This is a genomic window from Vibrio marisflavi CECT 7928 (assembly GCF_921294215.1).
GTDB classification, from domain to species: Bacteria; Pseudomonadota; Gammaproteobacteria; order Enterobacterales; family Vibrionaceae; genus Vibrio; species Vibrio marisflavi.
In genome coordinates this window covers 1,910,598-1,931,102 of the sequence record NZ_CAKLDM010000002.1, presented here as the reverse complement: position 1 = coordinate 1,931,102, position 20,505 = coordinate 1,910,598, and the positions used below count along the sequence as shown (strand labels likewise).

Annotated in this window: 17 protein-coding genes and 14 tRNA genes; 11 read left to right on the top strand and 20 right to left on the bottom strand. The window is 43.1% G+C overall.

What is annotated here, in order from left to right:
- Window positions 1–87: 87 nt before the first annotated feature.
- Complete coding sequence (locus L7A31_RS15635) at window positions 88–915, top strand: helix-turn-helix transcriptional regulator (protein WP_237362691.1); 828 nt, start codon at window positions 88–90, stop codon at window positions 913–915.
- 407 nt (window positions 916–1,322) lie between these two features.
- Window positions 1,323–2,456, top strand: a complete 1,134-nt coding sequence (locus L7A31_RS15630) for a flagellin (RefSeq protein ID WP_237362690.1) — start codon at window positions 1,323–1,325, stop codon at window positions 2,454–2,456.
- A gap of 165 nt (window positions 2,457–2,621) precedes the next feature.
- Here the strand turns inward: L7A31_RS15630 and L7A31_RS15625 are convergent.
- The 19 genes from L7A31_RS15625 to lolB form a co-directional block, all read right to left on the bottom strand.
- Window positions 2,622–2,698, bottom strand: a tRNA-Met gene (locus L7A31_RS15625).
- Window positions 2,699–2,735: 37 nt separating this feature from the next.
- Window positions 2,736–2,810: transfer RNA gene (locus L7A31_RS15620), tRNA-Gln, on the bottom strand.
- A gap of 63 nt (window positions 2,811–2,873) precedes the next feature.
- Window positions 2,874–2,958 (bottom strand) — tRNA-Leu (locus L7A31_RS15615).
- A 66-nt stretch (window positions 2,959–3,024) separates the two neighbouring features.
- Window positions 3,025–3,099, bottom strand: a tRNA-Gln gene (locus tag L7A31_RS15610).
- A gap of 63 nt (window positions 3,100–3,162) precedes the next feature.
- Window positions 3,163–3,247 (bottom strand) — tRNA-Leu (locus L7A31_RS15605).
- A gap of 66 nt (window positions 3,248–3,313) precedes the next feature.
- Window positions 3,314–3,388 (bottom strand) — tRNA-Gln (locus L7A31_RS15600).
- Between the two features lie 63 nt (window positions 3,389–3,451).
- A tRNA-Leu gene (locus tag L7A31_RS15595) sits at window positions 3,452–3,536 on the bottom strand.
- A 66-nt stretch (window positions 3,537–3,602) separates the two neighbouring features.
- Window positions 3,603–3,677 (bottom strand) — tRNA-Gln (locus L7A31_RS15590).
- A 63-nt stretch (window positions 3,678–3,740) separates the two neighbouring features.
- Window positions 3,741–3,825, bottom strand: a tRNA-Leu gene (locus L7A31_RS15585).
- Between the two features lie 27 nt (window positions 3,826–3,852).
- Window positions 3,853–3,937 (bottom strand) — tRNA-Leu (locus tag L7A31_RS15580).
- Between the two features lie 55 nt (window positions 3,938–3,992).
- Window positions 3,993–4,069, bottom strand: a tRNA-Met gene (locus tag L7A31_RS15575).
- A gap of 93 nt (window positions 4,070–4,162) precedes the next feature.
- Window positions 4,163–4,237, bottom strand: a tRNA-Gln gene (locus L7A31_RS15570).
- A 54-nt stretch (window positions 4,238–4,291) separates the two neighbouring features.
- Window positions 4,292–4,376 (bottom strand) — tRNA-Leu (locus tag L7A31_RS15565).
- Window positions 4,377–4,410: 34 nt separating this feature from the next.
- A tRNA-Met gene (locus L7A31_RS15560) sits at window positions 4,411–4,487 on the bottom strand.
- 274 nt (window positions 4,488–4,761) lie between these two features.
- Window positions 4,762–5,853, bottom strand: coding sequence for a redox-regulated ATPase YchF (ychF, locus tag L7A31_RS15555; protein WP_237362689.1), 1,092 nt, complete (start codon window positions 5,851–5,853; stop codon window positions 4,762–4,764).
- Window positions 5,854–5,863: 10 nt separating this feature from the next.
- The gene (gene pth / locus L7A31_RS15550) at window positions 5,864–6,454 is read right to left on the bottom strand and encodes an aminoacyl-tRNA hydrolase (protein ID WP_237362688.1); all 591 of its coding nucleotides are present in this window, start codon (window positions 6,452–6,454) and stop codon (window positions 5,864–5,866) included.
- Window positions 6,455–6,580: 126 nt separating this feature from the next.
- On the bottom strand, window positions 6,581–7,525 hold the full coding sequence (locus L7A31_RS15545) for a ribose-phosphate pyrophosphokinase (RefSeq protein ID WP_237362687.1): 945 nt from the start codon (window positions 7,523–7,525) through the stop codon (window positions 6,581–6,583).
- Between the two features lie 29 nt (window positions 7,526–7,554).
- Window positions 7,555–8,427, bottom strand: a complete 873-nt coding sequence (gene ispE / locus L7A31_RS15540) for a 4-(cytidine 5'-diphospho)-2-C-methyl-D-erythritol kinase (protein WP_237362686.1) — start codon at window positions 8,425–8,427, stop codon at window positions 7,555–7,557.
- Window positions 8,424–9,038 carry a lipoprotein insertase outer membrane protein LolB gene (gene lolB, locus L7A31_RS15535; protein WP_237362685.1) on the bottom strand — a complete coding sequence of 205 codons (615 nt, stop codon included), beginning with the start codon at window positions 9,036–9,038 and terminating at the stop codon, window positions 8,424–8,426. Before lolB ends, ispE begins: the two co-directional genes overlap by 4 nt.
- Before the next feature lie 164 nt (window positions 9,039–9,202).
- On the opposite strand from lolB, the gene hemA reads away from it, so the two are divergent.
- The 9 genes from hemA to L7A31_RS15490 all read left to right on the top strand — a co-directional run bounded on the left by hemA (window position 9,203) and on the right by L7A31_RS15490 (window position 18,987).
- Window positions 9,203–10,462, top strand: coding sequence for a glutamyl-tRNA reductase (hemA, locus tag L7A31_RS15530; RefSeq protein ID WP_237362684.1), 1,260 nt, complete (start codon window positions 9,203–9,205; stop codon window positions 10,460–10,462).
- A gap of 45 nt (window positions 10,463–10,507) precedes the next feature.
- A complete protein-coding gene (gene prfA / locus L7A31_RS15525) occupies window positions 10,508–11,596 on the top strand; it encodes a peptide chain release factor 1 (RefSeq protein ID WP_237362683.1) in 1,089 nt (362 codons plus the stop codon).
- Window positions 11,597–11,600: 4 nt separating this feature from the next.
- Complete coding sequence (gene prmC / locus L7A31_RS15520; RefSeq protein WP_237362682.1) at window positions 11,601–12,458, top strand: peptide chain release factor N(5)-glutamine methyltransferase; 858 nt, start codon at window positions 11,601–11,603, stop codon at window positions 12,456–12,458.
- A gap of 41 nt (window positions 12,459–12,499) precedes the next feature.
- The gene (locus L7A31_RS15515; RefSeq protein ID WP_237362681.1) at window positions 12,500–12,880 is read left to right on the top strand and encodes a SirB2 family protein; all 381 of its coding nucleotides are present in this window, start codon (window positions 12,500–12,502) and stop codon (window positions 12,878–12,880) included.
- A gap of 25 nt (window positions 12,881–12,905) precedes the next feature.
- The gene (locus tag L7A31_RS15510; protein WP_237362680.1) at window positions 12,906–13,715 is read left to right on the top strand and encodes a SirB1 family protein; all 810 of its coding nucleotides are present in this window, start codon (window positions 12,906–12,908) and stop codon (window positions 13,713–13,715) included.
- A gap of 21 nt (window positions 13,716–13,736) precedes the next feature.
- On the top strand, window positions 13,737–14,588 hold the full coding sequence (gene kdsA / locus L7A31_RS15505; protein ID WP_237363580.1) for a 3-deoxy-8-phosphooctulonate synthase: 852 nt from the start codon (window positions 13,737–13,739) through the stop codon (window positions 14,586–14,588).
- Between the two features lie 290 nt (window positions 14,589–14,878).
- Complete coding sequence (gene ushA, locus L7A31_RS15500) at window positions 14,879–16,540, top strand: bifunctional UDP-sugar hydrolase/5'-nucleotidase UshA (RefSeq protein WP_237362679.1); 1,662 nt, start codon at window positions 14,879–14,881, stop codon at window positions 16,538–16,540.
- A gap of 155 nt (window positions 16,541–16,695) precedes the next feature.
- The gene (gene ybaK / locus L7A31_RS15495; protein ID WP_237362678.1) at window positions 16,696–17,169 is read left to right on the top strand and encodes a Cys-tRNA(Pro) deacylase; all 474 of its coding nucleotides are present in this window, start codon (window positions 16,696–16,698) and stop codon (window positions 17,167–17,169) included.
- A gap of 189 nt (window positions 17,170–17,358) precedes the next feature.
- Window positions 17,359–18,987, top strand: coding sequence for a methyl-accepting chemotaxis protein (locus L7A31_RS15490; RefSeq protein WP_237362677.1), 1,629 nt, complete (start codon window positions 17,359–17,361; stop codon window positions 18,985–18,987).
- A 120-nt stretch (window positions 18,988–19,107) separates the two neighbouring features.
- Here the strand turns inward: L7A31_RS15490 and L7A31_RS15485 are convergent, their stop codons facing one another.
- Window positions 19,108–20,361: a uracil-xanthine permease family protein gene (locus L7A31_RS15485; RefSeq protein WP_237362676.1), complete on the bottom strand. Its 1,254-nt coding sequence runs from the start codon at window positions 20,359–20,361 to the stop codon at window positions 19,108–19,110.
- Window positions 20,362–20,505: the final 144 nt, after the last annotated feature.

The following is a 20,505-nucleotide window of genomic DNA, read 5'->3' as shown; positions in this document are numbered from 1 at the left end:
ACAGATAGATTAGAATGCGGATTTGATGTAATTTATTCTATAGGCAGACTACAGCTAATTACGAAATTTAGCGATTTCAGGGTGTTTATGTATCGAGTAAAACTAATTAATGAAGCAAATTTTGTTTCAAATGCTTCACCAAACGATGTAGAAAGGCATCAGGCTTTAGTCTCTTACATAGAGCCAGCATTTAAGCAGCTGTTCGCAACCCTTTTGCCTTGGTGCCAAATCCAAGGCTTTAGCTTTTATCGACTATCTGACCACTCCAATATTACTGCTGTATCGATCAACCCTTCTCTGGTGAAAAATATCATGCAGAGAATCAAGATAAGCAGTGACCTTTCGTTAAATAGAGAGTCTATCCGGCCTATTTACGACAAAATAGAAGAAGATAAGAACTATAAAGACGTTGTTTATTCTCTTTTACCAAAACTGACTGGCAACGAGCGGTATTTGTGTATAGTGCTTGAGTATGACTTGGGTGTTTCTAAAGACGTCTTTAGCTTTACAATTTCTTCTGATAAGGATTTGCACCTCGATAGAATCTATCACTCATTTCATCAGATATGTCTTCACTTCTACCGAGTGTTTAAGCCATTCGACTTAAAGCTTTCTTTGGTTTTAGATGAATGGGAGAGTCCTGAAGATCCCCCTGTGAAATTTTCACCGTTTGAAAGCTTAGCAAAGCAGTTTCACTTGACTGCAATACAGACTACCTACTTAAAACTGATTGGTTTGGGTATGGATGTACCGACTATTTCTCAAACCTCCAACCGCTCCCCTAGAAGTGTCGATAAAGCATTAAGCTCAATTAGAAATAAATTTGGCTTACAAAGTAAGAATGAACTAACTGCATATTTAAATATTCATTACAATGACGGTTTGAGGGAATACTTTGATAATTTATATGGCTGATTGTATTTAATTAATCTCCATATTTATTGTTGGTATAAAATACCTATTTATATGTAAACAATAAAAGGCCTAAGTAGTTACTCTACTTAGGCTTTTTTTGATGATCTATAAAAACACATTTAAATCATGGTGTTGAGTGAGGTTTGCGTTGTGGCGTCATTTGATTTTAGCAAAATCAGCCCCGACCAATAATAGATAATCTTTAGTGTTTTTTTTGCGATTTGCTAGAGATGTCATATTACTCGTGTTTTTTAGAACATTTCTATTTAAGGGAAGTTTTTTCCTTAAAGGATTTCCGATTTTCGTCGTTATTAAAGGTAACTTTGAGAGAACTAATTGGTTTTCCGAGACGTCGGAAACCGTGTGGTACTTTCGATTTATCGGAGAATCAATAGGAGAAAATCACTATGGCAGTGAATGTAAATACAAATGTCTCTGCAATGACCGCTGAACGTTACTTAAATCACGCTCAGTCAGCGCAGCAGACAGCAATGGAGCGCTTATCGTCCGGTTTTAGGATTAATAGCGCGAAAGATGATGCCGCAGGTTTGCAAATCTCGAACCGTTTGACATCTCAAAGTCGAGGCCTAGACGTAGCCGTACGAAACGCTAATGACGGGATTTCAATTTCCCAAACAGCTGAAGGTGCGATGGCAGAAAGTACCAGTATCTTGCAACGTATGCGGGATCTGTCACTACAATCTTCCAATGGTTCTAACTCTAAGTCCGAACGTGTTGCATTGCAACAAGAGGTGACAGCCCTCAATAAAGAGCTTAACCGTATAGCAGAAACCACTTCATTTGGTGGTACGAGACTACTTAATGGTACTTATGGTACTCAGTCTTTCCAAATCGGTGCGAATAGCGGTGAGGCGGTTATTCTAGACATGGCGAACATGCGCTCTGACAACTCTATGATGGGGGGCTTTAGCTATACAGCAACAAATGCAAAAGGTCCAGACTGGGGTGTGCCTGAAGGTGCAACAGACTTAACCATGTCGTTCACCGACAAAGACGGTGTACAGCAAAGTGTGACTGTGAATGCGAAATCAGGTGATGATATTGAGGAGCTAGCGACTTATATCAATGGTCAAACTGATATGGTCAGTGCATCTGTTAACGAAGATGGTCAGCTTCAGGTCTACTCAGGCAACAACAAAGTTTCAAGTGAAGTAGCATTTTCAGGCGCTCTTGCGGGCGAACTGTCAATGCAACAAGCGGAAGCAGTTGATGTAGACAAAATAGATATCACGTCAATTGGTGGAGCACAAGAAGCAGTTGGTATCATTGACTCAGCACTTAACTATGTAGATAGCAAGCGTGCCGAATTGGGTGCATTCCAAAACCGATTTACTCATGCGATCAGTAACCTAGAAAATATTAACGAAAATGTTAATGCTTCTAGAAGCCGGATCAGAGATACAGACTTTGCGAAAGAGACAACAGCTCTTACCAAATCGCAAATACTGTCTCAAGCATCGAGTGCGGTACTTGCGCAGGCAAAGCAAGCGCCCACAACAGCTTTAGGGCTCTTGGGGTAAAACGGCGCTAATCGGTAAAACCCAGCTTCGGCTGGGTTTTCTGTTTCTATAGATGTCAGAAAAGAAGCACGATTCGTTTCTTGTCCCTATATCGGGAGGGAACGTTTGAAGTTAGAAATGGATTCTGGATATAGAAAGTAGTTAGATAACTGAGAAGTAGAGAAATGGTGGCTACGACGGGATTCGAACCTGTGACCCCATCATTATGAGTGATGTGCTCTAACCAGCTGAGCTACGTAGCCATTTTCTGTATTTGATACTCTATAGGAGAGAGTAGAGTGGCTGGGCTACCTGGATTCGAACCAGGGAATGGCGGCATCAAAAGCCGCTGCCTTACCGCTTGGCGATAGCCCAACAGTCGACAGCTCAAAGAGCTTGTCTATTTGACCAATGAAGTTGATTCACTAATCAAGAATATGGTGCGGAAGGAGAGACTTGAACTCTCACACCTTGCGGCGCCAGAACCTAAATCTGGTGCGTCTACCAATTCCGCCACTTCCGCGTATTTTTATAGTCGTTACTGATAATTGGAGAATCAGTAGGACGTTGTGTTCTCTTAAAGAAAGAGTGGCTGGGCTACCTGGATTCGAACCAGGGAATGGCGGCATCAAAAGCCGCTGCCTTACCGCTTGGCGATAGCCCAACAGTCGACAGCTCAAAGAGCTTGTCTATTTGACCAATGAAATTGATTCACTAATCAAGAATATGGTGCGGAAGGAGAGACTTGAACTCTCACACCTTGCGGCGCCAGAACCTAAATCTGGTGCGTCTACCAATTCCGCCACTTCCGCGTATTTTTATAGTCGTTACTGATAATTGGAGAATCAGTAGAACGTTGTGTTCTCTTAAAGAAAGAGTGGCTGGGCTACCTGGATTCGAACCAGGGAATGGCGGCATCAAAAGCCGCTGCCTTACCGCTTGGCGATAGCCCAACAGTCGACAGCTCAAAGAGCTTGTCTATTTGACCAATGAAGTTGATTCACTAATCAAGAATATGGTGCGGAAGGAGAGACTTGAACTCTCACACCTTGCGGCGCCAGAACCTAAATCTGGTGCGTCTACCAATTCCGCCACTTCCGCATATTTTTATAGTCGTTACTGATAATTGGAGAATCAGTAGGACGTTGTGTTCTCTTAAAGAAAGAGTGGCTGGGCTACCTGGATTCGAACCAGGGAATGGCGGCATCAAAAGCCGCTGCCTTACCGCTTGGCGATAGCCCAACAGTCGACAGCTCAAAGAGCTTGTCTATTTGACCAATGAAGTTGATTCACTAATCAAGAATATGGTGCGGAAGGAGAGACTTGAACTCTCACACCTTGCGGCGCCAGAACCTAAATCTGGTGCGTCTACCAATTCCGCCACTTCCGCAGATTTTTTTGACATTTTAGTTCGATATGGTGCGGAAGGAGAGACTTGAACTCTCACACCTTGCGGCGCCAGAACCTAAATCTGGTGCGTCTACCAATTCCGCCACTTCCGCGTATCGAAATGTCAATCAACCAGTTAATTGGTAAAAACTCGTTGACCTAAATTAATGGTGGCTACGACGGGATTCGAACCTGTGACCCCATCATTATGAGTGATGTGCTCTAACCAGCTGAGCTACGTAGCCATCTTTTTGGAGCGAGACAATATAATATAATCTCACTTTCAACGCCAACACTTTTTCAGCTTTAACGTTGTTATTTTCACTCTTATAAAAGAGTGGCTGGGCTACCTGGATTCGAACCAGGGAATGGCGGCATCAAAAGCCGCTGCCTTACCGCTTGGCGATAGCCCAACAGTCGACAGCTCATTGAGCTTGTCTATTCCTACTGCTTCATAGAGAAGATTATGGTGCGGAAGGAGAGACTTGAACTCTCACACCTTGCGGCGCCAGAACCTAAATCTGGTGCGTCTACCAATTCCGCCACTTCCGCATATCTTCTAACTGTATGAAACCAACAGTAGAAATGGTGGCTACGACGGGATTCGAACCTGTGACCCCATCATTATGAGTGATGTGCTCTAACCAGCTGAGCTACGTAGCCATTTTGTTTACCTTCGAAATGTTTGCCATCTCGTTGGGAACGGGCCGCATTATGCGGAGTTGAGCGATACCCGTCAACTTTTTTTTGCAATAAATTTGGATATATCTACTGTTCGGTTTCTTTTTAAACAAAGAGCGGTGTTTATGATCAAAAACTGATAACAAATTGTCAGCTTAATTTGCTGCTGATTTTGTGAGTGGTGAATTTTTGTTCGTACTGAAAAACAATAAAGCCAGCTAGTTAGCTGGCTTTTTCATCAGTATCTTTTATTTCGTTATACGTTGAAGCGGAAGTGAACAACGTCGCCGTCTTTGACAATGTATTCTTTGCCTTCTAGGCGCCATTTACCTGCTTCTTTTGCACCGCTTTCACCGTTGTACTCGATAAAATCGTCATAACCAACAACTTCTGCGCGAATGAAGCCTTTTTCGAAGTCGGTATGAATCTTACCAGCAGCTTGAGGTGCAGTCGCACCAATAGGAATCGTCCACGCTCTTACTTCTTTTACGCCTGCCGTGAAGTAGGTTTGTAGAGTAAGTAGTTCGTAACCAGAACGGATAACGCGATTGAGCCCAGGCTCCTCGATACCCATATCTGCAAGGAACTCCTCTCTGTCTTCATCATCTAGCTCAGATAGCTCAGATTCAATAGCGGCGCACACGGCTACTACTACGTTGTTCTCTTTTTCTGCGAACTCACGTACTGCGTCTAAATATGGGTTGTCCTCAAAGCCATCTTCATTAACGTTGGCAATGTACATGGTTGGCTTTAACGTAAGGAAGTTTAGGTAACCAATCGCTGCCAGCTCTTCTTTGGCAAGCTCAACAGTACGTGCCATGCCGCCTTCTGTTAATATTGGAAGTAACTTTTCGAGCACAGTTAGCTCAAATTTAGCGTCTTTGTCGCCGCCTTTTGCTTTTTTAGCGTTGCGCTGGATGGCTCTTTCACAAGAGTCCAGATCAGCCATTGCTAGCTCAAGGTTTATAACTTCGATATCTTCAATTGGAGAAACTTTACCTGCGACGTGGACGATGTTTTCATTTTCAAAGCAGCGTACAACGTGGCCAATTGCATCGGTTTCACGGATGTTAGCTAGGAATTTATTTCCTAGGCCTTCCCCTTTAGAAGCACCCGCAACCAAGCCCGCGATGTCTACAAACTCCATAGTGGTCGGTAGAATCTTTTGCGGATTTACAATTTTTGCTAGTGCATCTAGTCGTAAATCTGGCACAGGAACAATACCTGTGTTTGGCTCGATAGTACAAAAAGGGAAGTTGGCAGCTTCGATACCTGCCTTCGTTAATGCGTTAAACAACGTTGATTTACCTACGTTTGGTAGGCCAACAATGCCACATTTAAAACCCATGATAATAACCTTATTCAGCTTTGAACGTGTGTAATCGGTTTTGTGCTTTAGTTAAGCCATCTTTTATTAAGATGTCTAGGCTGCGAACGGATTCGTCCACAACTGCATTTAAGCACTCTTGTTCTTTTGCTGGAGCTTTGCCCAGCACGTAGCCTGACACTCTGTCTTTGTGTCCAGGATGACCTATGCCAATCCTCAGGCGATAAAAATCTTTGTTGTTGCCAAGTTTGCTGATGGTGTCTTTGAGGCCATTGTGGCCGCCATGACCACCGCCTTTTTTGAACTTAGCAACACCCGGGGGTAAATCGAGCTCGTCGTGAGCCACCATGATTTCCTCTGGGTTGATTTGGTAAAACTTAGCAAGTGCTGCAATAGCCTTACCTGATAAGTTCATGAAAGTGGTTGGGATCAGTAAGCGAAGATCTTGACCATTTAGCATGATTCGCCCTGTTAAGCCAAAGAATTTGGCTTCTTGCTTCAGGGTAATATTGTGGTTTCTAGCTAACTCCTCAACAACCCAAGCTCCGGCGTTGTGCCTAGTGTGCTTGTATTCTGGTCCAGGATTGGCTAGCCCGACGAGAAGTTTGATCTGCTGACTCAAAGTAATGTTCTCTCTAGAAACTCAAAAAGCGCGACATGATAGCATACAAATTGGCGGCTATGCGACAGGCAACAAAAAAGCACTTCTTTCGAAGTGCTTTTAGCGAGATTGATTGTCGTTGATGTTTTATTTAAACATCGCAGAAATAGACTCTTCATTGCTGATACGACGAATAGCTTCAGCAAGCATACGAGAAAGGCTTAGCGTTGTAACCTTGCCTGTCTTTTCCATCTCAGGTGCTACTGAGATAGAGTCAGTGATAATTACTTGGTCTAGTACAGAGTTTTTAATGTTTGAAGCTGCGTTACCAGAGAATACCGCGTGAGTTGCATAAGCGAATACTCGCTTAGCTCCACGCTCTTTCAGCGCCTCAGCTGCTTTACATAGAGTGCCACCTGTGTCGATCATATCGTCAACAATCACGCAGTCTCGACCTTCAACATCGCCGATCAGGTTCATTACTTCAGATACGTTTGCACGTGGACGACGTTTGTCGACGATAGCGATATCGATATCGCCTAGGGCTTTCGCTGTTGCTCGAGCACGAACAACTCCACCAAGGTCAGGAGAAACAACCACTGGATTCTCTAGGCCACGGTTTTGCATATCTTCCAGTAGAACTGGAGTACCGAAGATGTTGTCTACAGGAACATCGAAGAAACCTTGGATTTGTTCAGCGTGTAGGTCGATCGTTAGGACGCGGTCAACGCCAACATTTGAAAGGAAGTCTGCAACAACTTTTGCAGTGATTGGCACACGTGCTGAACGCACACGTCGATCTTGGCGAGCGTAGCCAAAATATGGAATGACGGCTGTAATACGGCCAGCTGAAGCGCGGCGCATTGCATCAATCATTACAACTAACTCCATTAGGTTGTCGTTAGTTGGAGCACAAGTTGATTGAATAATGAATACATCACTTCCACGAACATTTTCGTTGATTTGTACTGCGACTTCTCCATCAGAGAAACGGTCAACAGTAGCATCGCCAAGAGAGATGTATAGACGGTCAGCAATACGTTGGGCTAGTTCAGGTGTTGCGTTACCAGCAAATAGCTTCATATCAGGCACGGTAGAAACCTCAGGGTTGCGTCCAGTTTTTAACAGAATGGTGTTTTTGCTGACTGGTAGTCAGCGAGTCTCTTTTTCAACGGCGATAGATTTCGCCCTTGAGCGACAAACGCAGAGACATTGTCAGAAAGTTTATCAAGTACAGCATCTGCATCGAATTTACTATCAAATTCAGCAAACACGCAAGATCCTGTACCAGTCAATCTTGACGGCGCATATTGTAGCAGCCATGAAAGTTGCTTATCAACCTCTGGATACAGCAAACGCACAATTTTTTCGCAATCGTTTACGTAAGGTTGAGATAATATAGATTCTAATGCACGTTTAGGTGTATTTCGCGTTAAATCGGGGTGTTTGAATATGTCAGCTGTTGCAATGCTAACGTTAGGGCGTACCACCAGATACCATTTCTCTTGCGGTGAAACTTGAGTCAGTTTTTCGCCTACGCCTTCAGCAAAAGCAGAGAAGCCACGCACGAATACTGGAACATCAGCGCCCAACTCTAGGCCAATTTGAGCAAGCTCTTCGTCACTGAATCCTGTTTGCCAAAGGTAGTTCAGAGCAACCAGTGTTGTCGCTGCGTTGGATGAACCTCCGCCAATACCCCCACCCATTGGTAGAACTTTTTCTAAATGAATTTGAGCGCCATGACAGCAGCGAGCGGCTTTTTGTAACGCTTTAGCCGCCTTGTAAATCAGGTTGTCCTCTTTTTCAACGCCCGGAATCTCGGGAGTTAAGACAATTTCATTAGAATCTGTTGCTGTGATTGTTAAGTTGTCACCGAAGTCCACGAATTGAAAAAGTGTTTGTAAATCGTGGTAGCCTGACTCTCTTTTTCCTGTGATGTACAAAAATAAGTTCAGCTTCGCTGGTGACGGCCAGGATGTTTGTGCACCAATCATTGATTCAGCGTCCATTTTGATACGGTTATGTTCAGAGATGTGTTCCCTTGTTTAAGGCTCAATTTGCTCGGTAGGGGAACAGTATTGCCTGCGAGTTTCTCATCTGTATAGGTTTGATAGGCTAGTTTCCAATCTTTACCTTCCACTGTTTTATTTATAGTCGCAACAGTGTTAGTTGGATTGAGCTGGAAGCTGTCAGCACCCGTTGGTTTGCCTAGTAGCCAATCTTGCAATTGCTCAACAGGAAGAACTAGGCCAGTAAGTCGATATACAAGTTCGCTAGGGTTCGGATCGCTGTAGACCTTATCGTTATATGTCGTGACTGTAGATACTGTCGGTGTAATGACCAAGTTCAGTACACTTTGTCCCAAAAATGTTGTCAGTCTTAGCTGGCTTTTGTCTTCTGAATGCTTCCATTGGAAATAGAGAGATTGTCGTTGTTCTGGAGAGATATAATTCAGTTTGCCGGTTGCTCGGTAGCTTTTGATTGAAGAGATTCGATCTTGCTGCTGCTGCCATTTGACATTGGTCGAACTTTTAGGAAGTGAGCTACAACCTGAGATCACCGATAATACAATGATTAAGAAGCTAAATTTTTGTAGCAGTTTCATATGAGCTCAAAATTCATACTGTCGAGTTTGGGAAATTAGTGCCACTATATCATTGATATCACGAACTGGTGAAAACAAATTGATGTTGCCCTTTTAATAGGATGGGGCATAAAGTAAAATTCCCAACTTATTTAAATAAACCAAGATCAGAGAACTCAATATACATGTCCTTGCTCGCCATTGGAATCAATCACAATACGGCTTCTGTAGAGTTACGTGAAAAGGTTGCGTTTGGTCCAGACAAAATGTCTGCGGCACTTAAACAACTGGCAGCAAATTCGAATGTAAATGGTAGTGTTATTTTATCAACTTGCAATCGAACGGAGATATATTGTGATGTTAATACGAACAGCAAGCACAAGCTTATCGATTGGCTTATCGATTTTCACCAAGTAAACCCTGAAGATATCAAACCCAGTCTCTATATTCATGAAGACCAAGCAGCGATTCGTCATTTAATGAGAGTGTCCTGCGGGTTAGACTCTTTGGTGTTAGGTGAACCGCAGATTTTAGGTCAAGTGAAACAGGCTTATTCTGAATCTCGCAATCACAAAGCCATTGAAGCTTCTGTTGAGAAGTTATTCCAGAAAGCCTTTTCGGTAGCTAAACGAGTAAGAACAGAAACAGATATTGGTGGCAGCGCTGTCTCTGTGGCCTATGCCGCTTGTACGTTAGCTAAGCATATATTTGAGTCTCTGGATAACTTGACCGTTATGCTGGTTGGTGCTGGAGAAACGATAGAGCTTGTTGCAAAGCACCTTTCAGGTCACGGTAACTGCAAGATAATCGTGGCTAACCGAACCCGTGAAAGAGCGCAAAACTTAGCGAATGAGTTTGGCGGTAAGGTGATTGCGCTAAACGAGATTCCAGAGCACTTAAAAGCAGCTGATATTGTTATTAGTTCAACAGCAAGCCCGTTGCCTATCATCGGCAAAGGAATGGTTGAAACTGCTTTAAAAGCCCGTAAACATCAACCTATGTTGTTGGTTGATATCGCGGTACCAAGAGACATAGAATCTCAAGTTTCTGAACTCAATGATGCGTATTTGTATAGTGTCGATGATTTGCAGTCCATCGTGGATAGTAATATGGCTCAGAGAAAAGTAGAAGCTATACAAGCTGAGGCGATTGTTACAGAAGAAAGCGCAGCATTTATGAGTTGGCTACGCTCACTTCATGCCGTGGATAGTATACGCGAATACCGAAAAGCATCGAATGACGTCCGTGAAGAGTTATTAAATAAAAGTTTACAAGCACTAGCTTTAGGTGGCGACCCAGAGAAAGTGTTATTAGAATTGAGCAACAAACTGACCAACAAACTGATTCATGCCCCGACTCGCGCGTTGCAAAATGCTGCTGAGCAAGGTGAGCCAAGCAAGTTAGTTGTTATTCGGCAAAGCCTTGGTCTTGATGACCTTAGCTAGGGCATGCCCCAAATTTATCCCAATTTTTCTAAGTTAAGAAGTAATATGAAAGCGTCAATATTAGTAAAGCTTGAAACCCTAGTTGAACGATATGAAGAGGTTCAACACCTCCTTGGAGATCCAGATATTATTGGGGATCAAGATAAGTTTCGTTCTCTATCAAAAGAGTACTCGCAGTTAGAGGAAGTCACTAAGTGTTTTCAAGCTTACCAGCAAGCTCAAGAAGATTTGACTGCCGCCGAAGAGATGGCACAAGAAGATGATGCTGAAATGCGTGAAATGGCGCTTGAGGAAATTAAAGATGCGAAAGAATCCATTATTCGTCTGAACGATGAATTGCAAATTCTATTGCTACCAAAAGATCCGAATGATGAGCGTAACTGTTTCCTAGAGATTCGTGCTGGGGCTGGTGGTGATGAAGCTGGAATTTTTGCTGGTGACCTGTTCCGTATGTATAGCCGATTTGCTGAAAAGAAAGGTTGGCGCATCGAAGTTATGTCAGCGAACGAAGCTGAACATGGCGGCTACAAAGAGATGATTGCTAAAGTTTCTGGCGATGGCGTATATGGTGTACTTAAGTTTGAATCCGGTGGTCATCGCGTTCAACGTGTTCCTGCAACAGAATCTCAAGGCCGAGTACATACTTCTGCGTGTACCGTCGCAATCATGCCTGAAATCCCGGAAGCCGAAATTCCAGAAATCAAAGCCAGCGATTTAAAAATAGATACTTTCCGCGCATCAGGTGCGGGTGGTCAGCACGTTAACACGACAGACTCTGCTATTCGTATTACGCACTTGCCAACAGGTACTGTTGTAGAGTGTCAAGATGAGCGTTCACAACACAAGAACAAAGCGAAAGCGATGTCAGTACTTGCAGCGCGAATCATACAAGCGGAAGAAGCAAAACGTGCAGCAGAAGTTTCCGATACTCGCCGTAACCTGCTTGGTTCAGGTGATCGAAGCGATCGCATTCGCACGTACAACTACCCACAAGGGCGTGTGTCGGATCATCGTATTAACTTGACTTTATATCGTCTTGCCGAGGTAATGGAAGGGGACTTGCAAAGCCTAATCGATCCTGTGGTTCAAGAATATCAAGCCGATCAGCTAGCGGCACTTTCGGAAAGTAACTAATTACATGACGCAAGTGACTATTGATGAAGCACTTAAAAATGCTGTCGTACGTTTATCGGCAGCACAAAGTGATTCACCCTCGCTTGATGCGGCGGTGCTACTTTGTCATGTTCTCGATAAGCCAAGATCGTATCTATTAACTTGGCCTGATCGGGCTTTGACCGAAGAGCAGTTGGCGAGTTTCGACTCTCTTATCTCTCAACGATCAGAAGGGCAGCCCATTGCCTATATCGTTGGTGAGCGAGAGTTTTGGTCATTACCACTGAATGTTTCCAAATCAACATTGATTCCTCGTCCAGATACAGAGAGACTGGTAGAGGTTTCTTTAGAGCTGCTTGGCACAAACAGTGGGAACGTACTGGATTTAGGTACGGGAACAGGCGCAATAGCCCTTGCCATTGCATCTGAAAGATCAAATGTGAATGTCTGGGGGGTTGACCTTCAGCCTGAAGCGGTAGAGTTGGCCAGCAAAAATGCCAAAAAGCTCGCTATTTCAAACGCCAAGTTTTTATGTGGTAGCTGGTTTGAACCGATGAAACAATTCATCGATGAAAAATTTCAGCTAATAGTATCCAACCCACCTTATATAGACGAGGCCGATCCTCATTTATTGCAAGGTGATGTCCGATTCGAACCAGTGACAGCACTTGTTGCGGATGAGAATGGGTTGGCAGACATTCGACATATTGCAAGCGAAGCAAAACTGTATTTGCTGCCAAAAGGCTGGGTCGCCTTTGAACATGGTTATGATCAAGGTCAGCCAGTAAGAGAGATTCTCTCTGAGTTAGGCTACCAAAATATTACTACCGAGAAAGATTACGCTGGCAATGATCGAGTTTCTTTTGGTCAGCTCGAGAAATAACTGGGCACCAGCATTTAAATTAATGTGCTAGGAAAGGATTTATGTACGAAGGTATAAAGCATTTTCATGTATTAACCGTTGCGATAAGTGTATTAATGTTGACGCTTCGCTACGCTTTTATCATGGCAAACTCTACTTTGGGTGAGCGCAAGTTTTTTAAGGTATTTCCTCATGTGAATGATACCTTATTGCTTCTATCTGGTATTTCGCTGATATTCATTACAGGTTTTATTCCTTTTACGCCTGCAGCCCCTTGGCTCACAGAAAAGTTAATGTGTGTTCTAGCGTATATTGCACTTGGCTTTTTTGCGATAAAGTTGGGCAAGAATAAATTGATTCGTTCTTTTGCCTTTTTTGGTGCTCTAGGATGGTTAGCGATGGCTGGTAAAATAGCCGTCACCAAAGCTCCTGTATTTTTTTAATGACATTGTTTAAAGGTCGCAGTAAATGCTGAATTTAATTGATGAAGACTTTGATGCAATGGATCTTGCACATGGTGCACTAGCTTTGAATAAAGCGGTCAATCCTGAGACCAATTCAAAGTGGGTAAGAAAGGAACTTAAACGCTTGTGTGATGAAGCAGAGCTAGCTTTAGTTGCTGAAACTGATCAGAAGCAAAAATTTAACGCCTTCTTGAACCTGTTTTATGGTGAGTGGGACTTTAGCGGCGATCAAGAAGCTTACTACGATTCGAATAACGCATTTTTAGACAAAGTTCTTGAAAACCGTAAAGGTATTCCTGTCAGTCTTGGTTCAATTTTGCTGTTCATAGGTTCCCGATTGGGCTTCCCACTAGAAACGATAGCGTTTCCAACTCAGTTACTGCTCAAGCTTTCTTGGCCTGGCGAAGAACCACAATACATCAATCCATTTGATGGGGAAGTCGTTGACAAGCACACTTTAAAAGCATGGATTATTGGTCACCGAGGTCCTCTTGAATCTTTGAAAGAAGAAGATCTTGAAGTGGCAGACAACCCAACGATTATAGGTCGTTGGCTTGCATTGTTAAAAACGGCTTTGCTACGTGAAGAGCGCTACACTCTTGCTCTAAGGTGTACTGATCTTGCTTTGACTTTTGTCCCTGATGACCCGTATGAAATACGTGATAGAGGCTTTATCTATCAACAGTTAGATTGCCATCAAGTAGCATTAACTGACTACCAATATTTTATTGACCAGTGCCCGGATGATCCCGCAGCTGAGCTTCTAAAGAGCCAGGTGAATGCAATGAGTGAAACTCCTGTTACTGTCCATTAATTCAAAATAAGAGATTTTATGATGCAACAAAAAGTTGTGAACATTGGCGATATCCCTGTTGCCAACGATAAGCCTTTTACTCTATTTGCTGGTATGAATGTATTAGAGTCACGCGATCTAGCTATGCAGATTTGCGAGCACTACGTTAAAGTGACTGAGAAGTTGAACATACCTTACGTGTTTAAAGCTTCGTTCGACAAAGCAAACCGCAGTTCAGTTCACTCTTACCGTGGACCAGGCTTAGAAGAAGGGATGAAAATCTTCCAAGAGCTAAAAGATACATTTGGTGTAAAAATCATCACTGATGTTCACACTGAAGAGCAAGCTCAGCCCGTTGCAGACGTAGCAGATGTGATTCAATTACCAGCATTTTTGGCTCGCCAAACAGATCTCGTTCAAGCGATGGCGCGTACTGGTGCTGTGATCAACGTGAAAAAACCACAATTTATGAGCCCTGGTCAGGTTGGCAACATTGTTGAGAAGTTTGCTGAATGCGGCAACGAGAATATTATTCTTTGTGAGCGTGGCTCTTGCCATGGATACGACAACCTTGTAGTTGATATGCTTGGTTTCGGTGTTATGAAGAAAGCATCTAATGGTAGCCCAATCATCTTCGACGTGACGCACTCTTTACAAATGCGTGACCCTTCAGGTGCGGCATCGGGTGGTCGAAGAGAGCAAACGGTTGAGCTTGCTAAAGCTGGTTTAGCGACAGGTATTGCTGGCTTGTTTATCGAAGCTCACCCTAACCCAGATAACGCGAAATGTGATGGACCATCTGCGCTGCCACTAGATAAGCTAGAACCATTCTTAGCTCAAATGAAGGCGTTAGATGATCTTATCAAGGGCTTTGAGCCTATCGATATCCGATAACTGATTTAGCGAAGTTAGTTTTCAATATAAATGAGAGTCAGTACATCATGTGCTGGCTCTTTTTTTATGTCCGAATAAAAGGTAACGCTGAGAGGTGATCGAGATAGATTTCACCTTTTATGTATTGATGACGTGATCAAATTAGCAAAAATATTAATAATGCGTAGTTGGTTTACTCGAATAATTTAGACTAGATCCATCTTGAATGCTGATAGCTCAAGCTTCTTATATCGTTCTGTTGTATCGATCTGGGTCAAGCAAGGGACAGGTTTATTGTTAAGGAAACAACTATGAAACAGGGTAACTGGTTAAAATTAGCCGTGGGTGCGGCTGTGCTCACTTCAATTGTAGGCTGCTCTCCAGAGCCGAGCCATGAATGGCAGAAAGACAAAACCTACAACATCACAGTCCTTCATACCAACGATCATCATGGTAGGTTTTGGCACAACAAACATGGTGAATATGGTATGGCAGCACGTAAAACGCTGGTTGATAATATTCGCCAAGAAGTTGAAAAAAATGGCGGAACCGTCCTTTTGTTTTCTGGCGGAGATATTAATACCGGTGTGCCAGAATCTGACCTGCAAGATGCTGAACCTGATTTTAAAGGCATGAATAAAATTGGTTACGACGCAATGGCGCTAGGTAACCATGAGTTTGATAACCCGCTTGAAGTACTGATGAAGCAGAAAGACTGGGCACAGTTTCCTCTGCTTTCCGCCAACATTTACGACAAAACGACGGGTAAGCGCCTGTTTCAACCATACAAGATCTTCAATAAGCAGGGTGTCAAGATTGCAGTTATCGGCTTAACAACTGAAGATACGGCGAAAATAGGTAACCCTGAATATCTGGGTAACATTGAGTTCCGAGATCCTAAACAAGAAGCGAAAGTTTTGATTGAGGAAATCAAGCAGCAAGAGAACCCCGATTTGATTTTCGCTGTGACTCACATGGGGCACTACGAAGATGGTAAGCATGGAATTAATGCTCCGGGTGATGTTGCGTTGGCTAGATATCTTGATGAAGGTTCACTAGATATGATTATTGGTGGCCACTCGCAAGAACCAGTTTGTATGGAGTCAGAAAACCACGTTGATACTTCGTTTAAGCCAGGTGATGACTGTAAACCTGACCAACAAAATGGCACCTACATTTTACAAGCTCATGAATGGGGTAAATATGTAGGTCGTGCTGATTACACCTTTAAAAATGGCGAGCTACAAATGGTTAGCTACGATCTTATTCCGGTCAACTTAAAGAAAAAAATTAAAGTTGATGGAAAAAGTCAGCGAGTGTTAATCGAAGAGGAAATCCCACACAACAGCGAAATGGTTGAGTTTCTAACGCCATATCAAGAAAAAGGCCAAGAGCAACTCAGTGTTAAGATTGCCGATTCTGATGGCAAGCTTGAAGGTGACCGTAATGTCGTTCGATTTAAGCAAACAAACCTTGGACGCTTAATTGCAGAAGCTCAGCGTGAAAGGGGTAAAGCTGACTTTGGAGTCATGAATTCGGGTGGCGTACGAGACTCAATTGAAGCGGGTGATATCACCTATAAAGATGTGTTGAAGGTTCAGCCATTTGGCAACATCATTACTTATGTTGATATGACTGGTAAAGAGGTATTGGATTATCTGAATGTGGTCGGAACCAAGCCAACTGATTCAGGTTCATATGCTCAGTTCTCAGGGGTGTCGATGGTGGTTTCTGACGGCAAAGTTTCTGATGTGCTAATTAACGGTAAGCCGCTGGATGAATCTAAAACATATCGATTCACCGTGCCAAGCTACAATGCTGCCGGTGGTGATGGTTATCCGAAGTTGACCGGACACCCGGGTTATGTCAATACAGGGTTTGTTGATGCAGAAGTTCTAAAAGAGTACCTACAAGCACATAGCCCAATTAAAGTGAATGACTTCGAGCCATCAGGCCAAATAGTTTATAAATAATCTTTTGCCTAAGTAATTTATATTCTAAGAAAATGTTAAATACGCGCCTAAAGATAATAAGTTGTCTTTAGGCGCGTTATAGTATGGGCTAAGCCGACGAATGATGTTATAGCCCAGTAGTTTATAGTCAAATGTTCGCATACTAGGAGAACAAAGTGACGCCAGCAATTAATTTAGCAAAGAAGAAAAAAATACCGCATAAGATTCACCAGTACGACCATGATCCTCGGGCTGAAAGCTATGGGCTTGAAGCTGCTGAGCTACTTGGCTTAAATACAGACACGGTTTTTAAAACATTACTTTTTTGTACCGATGGCAAGGAAAAAGAACTCGCGGTTGCGATTATTCCGGTAAATAGCAAACTCAATTTAAAGCTGGCAGCCAAAGCTGCGGGCAAGAAAAAAGCGGACATGGCCAACCCAGACATAGCACAGAAAGTTACCGGATATGTTGTTGGCGGCATTAGCCCACTCGGACAAAAAAAGTTGCTACCTACTTTCATCCATGAATCAGCAACCGAGTACAGTACAATACACGTTAGTGCAGGTAAGAGAGGGTTGGAAATTGAACTATCAGCAGACAATTTAGCCATTCTAACGCGAGCTAAGTTTTGTTCTCTATGTAGCTAGAAAGATAAGAAAAACTGTATCAAATCGATGATATTGCCAAGAAATCCACAGAATAAATCCATATAAGTAATGTCAATTTAATGTCAGTTGCATTCTAGACATGAATAATAAATTACTCTAGTATGGCCGACTTTTGAACACTATGTCGTCAGCATGGATGCCTGAGGTACGTTGGATTGAGGCAATAACATGCACATATCTCTTAAAAATTTGTCTATTCGCAAACAGATACTTGTTCCTGTTGCAATTACTACCATCGCGTTGATTATTGCCCTTTGGGTTACCGACAGCGAACTCGAACATCAGCAAAGTAAGGTTGAAGTGAATATTCAATCTCTGATGTACTACAAAGATTCATTGGCGGAAATTGGTGATCAAATATATCCGCTACGCATTAACGCCGTTTACGCCATTTACGACTCTTCTCGCCGCCAAGCTTTTTTAAGCAAGCTAGGTACCACAATGGAGAAGGTTAATGATGTGCTAAGTGACATGGCCAGCAGAAAAACATTTGCTAAACCTGTTCGCAAAGTCCAGACCGCAGTAGATAGCTACCGCGAATATTCACAGCAAGCCGCTGACGTTTTTACTCGCCATGATAATGGCAGCCTTTCTGAGCAAGAATATCAACAATTCGTATCCAATTACCGTGATGCTGGCAATGCGATGGTAAACAGCCTTCAGCAGCTATCTGATAAAGTGAATGAATTTGCGGATGTTGCTGTCGCTCAAACGGCTCAAGAGGGGCAAAACGTTCGTAATAAAGCGATGATGGTTATTGTTGCTGTTTTAACTGTTTCATTACTGATTGCTTGGCTGATTTCTGGTTATATCGTTACGCCAATTAAGAAGTTGCAAGAAATGATGCGCGAGTTAGCTAAAGGTAACTTATCAGTTAGGGCAGAAGTCGAAAGCGACAATGAAATAGGCATGCTAGCAAACGATGTCAACACCACTTCTGATAGGCTTCACACAACAGTTGAGCAATTGATTGCTATTAGTGAAGAGGTTGCTTCAGCATCCATTCAACTTGTGTCGGTTATGAAGCAATCAGAAAAGAATGCACAAAAAGAGCTGATAGAAATTGAGCAAGTTGCTTCGGCTGTTAACGAGTTAGCGTGCACCGCTAATAATGTCAGTGACAATGCACTCCAAGCGGACTCGATTGCTCGAGATACTGACGCTTTGACAAACTCTGGTCGTGCAATCTTCGAAGAAAATAACGAAGCCAGCGCGAAAATGTCTGTGGCTATCGATAGCGCAGCTCAAGTAATTGGTCAGTTAAAAGAGCAGTCTGAAGAAATCAATAAAGCTGTCGAAGTTATCGATGGCGTTTCTGACCAGACTAACTTGTTGGCCTTAAATGCAGCGATTGAAGCCGCGCGAGCAGGCGAATATGGACGCGGTTTTGCGGTGGTTGCTACAGAAGTTCGCACGCTGGCTGCGAAAGCGCAAGAATCCACGGTTGAGATCCAGCAAGTTATCGATGCTTTGCAAACTCAGGCCGGACGAGCAAATGATGGAATGCATGAAAGCTTAGATTTATTGACTCACAACCAAGAACTATCCAGCCAGATGAGCAGTGTTTTGACGAGTATTAGTGAAGCAGTAACCAACATTACAGACTCAAATGCACAGGTAGCGACAGCCGCTGAAGAGCAATCGCAAGTGACTCAAGATATTAACCGCAACGTTTCCAATATTTCGAGTTTGGTGAATGAAAATGTTGCAGGTATAAGTCAAAGTGCTACTGCAAGTGCTCAGCTTTCAGAGCTGGCAGAAAAACAAAAAGCTCAATTGGCTTTCTTTAAGTTATAAAAATATTTAAGACAACAAAGCCGGAAGTTGTGTGCTTTAAGAGGGCTCAACTTCCGGCTTTTTTATGCATAGACAAATAGCTCACTTGATACAAGTACGCACTATTGAAAGTTGATGGCTTTACTCTTTCGGCTCATCCTCAATTTGAGCATTGTCTACAATATGATTTTCACCAATATCTTTCGGCAAAATTTGATTTAAAAGTATAGCCACAATCCCTGCTAAACTTACTCCTTGTAAGCTGAAATCTCCGATTCCAAATGCCATTCCACCAATACCAAATACCAAAGTGACAGCCACAATTACAAGGTTCCTAGATTTGTGTAAATCGACTTGGCTTCTGATTAGCGTATTTAGGCCTACTGTAGCAATCGAACCAAACAACAGGATCATGATCCCACCCATAACTGGAACCGGAATTGTTTGTAACAGTGCTCCGAGCTTTCCGACTAGCGCAAGAACAATTGCCGTGACAGCGGCCCAAGTCATCACCACGGGATTAAACGCTTTGGTGAGCATCACAGCTCCGGTGACTTCACTATAGGTAGTATTGGGTGGTGCGCCGACCATAGTAGCTGCCATTGTTGCGATGCCATCGCCAGAAATGGTTCTATGTAGTCCAGGTTTCTTTAAGTAGTCTTTTCCAGTTACGTTGGATATCGCCAAGATGTCTCCAACGTGTTCAACTGCGGGTGCAATAGCGACTGGAATCATAAAGAGAATTGCGTTGATGTTGAACTCAGGGAAAGTAAAGTTAGGTAGCGCAAACCAAGCGGCTGTGCTTAGAGGGGAGAAATCGACCACGCCGACCAGTAAACTCGTGATATAGCCAACCAGAATACCACCTAATATCGGCACGAGTTTAAAGAAACCTTTAGAAAACACGCTTAAAACGACGGTTGTTAGTAGTGAAAGGCAGGAAATCAACATAGCTAAATTCGAGTCGATTAACTGAGTACCTCCGTCTCCAGTTTTTCCTAGAGCCATATTAACTGCGACAGGTGCAAGACCAAGGCCGATTACGATAATGACGGGTCCCACTACCACGGGCGGTAAAAGGTTATGGATAAATTCATTGCCTCGAATCTTGATTATCACACCCAATATTACATACACAGCGCCTGCTGCCATTAGGCCACCGAGCGTAGCGGGTATTCCCCAAGTTTGTATGCCATACATAATAGGTGCAATAAAGGCGAATGAAGAAGCGAGAAAGATAGGTACAGAGCGGCGAGTAACAAGTTGAAAAAGTAGAGTACCAATACCTGCACCAAATAGTGCAACGCTTGGATCTAGACCTGTAAGTAAAGGCACCAATACCAATGCGCCAAATGCGACAAACAGCATCTGCATACCCTGAATCATATTTTTCATTGCTCACTCCTGTCGCTAAAGTTAAAACTTAAAACGAGTCGCTATTAACCGTTTCTCGCGGAAAATAGTAGACGGAAAGAGGTATTGAATAAATGAATGTCGGTAGGTTCTGTGAAGCTACCATTGCTCCTTTTTTCTTGAAAT

Bases quoted from the DNA above. Each gene is read 5' to 3' on its own strand.
- L7A31_RS15635 (WP_237362691.1), top strand. From the start codon at position 88: ATGTATCGAGTAAAACTAATTAATGAAGCAAATTTTGTTTCAAATGCT.
- L7A31_RS15630 (WP_237362690.1), top strand. From the start codon at position 1,323: ATGGCAGTGAATGTAAATACAAATGTCTCTGCAATGACCGCTGAACGT.
- ychF (WP_237362689.1), bottom strand. From the start codon at position 5,853: ATGGGTTTTAAATGTGGCATTGTTGGCCTACCAAACGTAGGTAAATCA.
- ispE (WP_237362686.1), bottom strand. From the start codon at position 8,427: ATGATTGGTGCACAAACATCCTGGCCGTCACCAGCGAAGCTGAACTTA.
- lolB (WP_237362685.1), bottom strand. From the start codon at position 9,038: ATGAAACTGCTACAAAAATTTAGCTTCTTAATCATTGTATTATCGGTG.
- hemA (WP_237362684.1), top strand. From the start codon at position 9,203: ATGTCCTTGCTCGCCATTGGAATCAATCACAATACGGCTTCTGTAGAG.
- prfA (WP_237362683.1), top strand. From the start codon at position 10,508: ATGAAAGCGTCAATATTAGTAAAGCTTGAAACCCTAGTTGAACGATAT.
- prmC (WP_237362682.1), top strand. From the start codon at position 11,601: ATGACGCAAGTGACTATTGATGAAGCACTTAAAAATGCTGTCGTACGT.
- L7A31_RS15515 (WP_237362681.1), top strand. From the start codon at position 12,500: ATGTACGAAGGTATAAAGCATTTTCATGTATTAACCGTTGCGATAAGT.
- L7A31_RS15510 (WP_237362680.1), top strand. From the start codon at position 12,906: ATGCTGAATTTAATTGATGAAGACTTTGATGCAATGGATCTTGCACAT.
- kdsA (WP_237363580.1), top strand. From the start codon at position 13,737: ATGCAACAAAAAGTTGTGAACATTGGCGATATCCCTGTTGCCAACGAT.
- ushA (WP_237362679.1), top strand. From the start codon at position 14,879: ATGAAACAGGGTAACTGGTTAAAATTAGCCGTGGGTGCGGCTGTGCTC.
- L7A31_RS15490 (WP_237362677.1), top strand. From the start codon at position 17,359: ATGCACATATCTCTTAAAAATTTGTCTATTCGCAAACAGATACTTGTT.
- L7A31_RS15485 (WP_237362676.1), bottom strand. From the start codon at position 20,361: ATGAAAAATATGATTCAGGGTATGCAGATGCTGTTTGTCGCATTTGGC.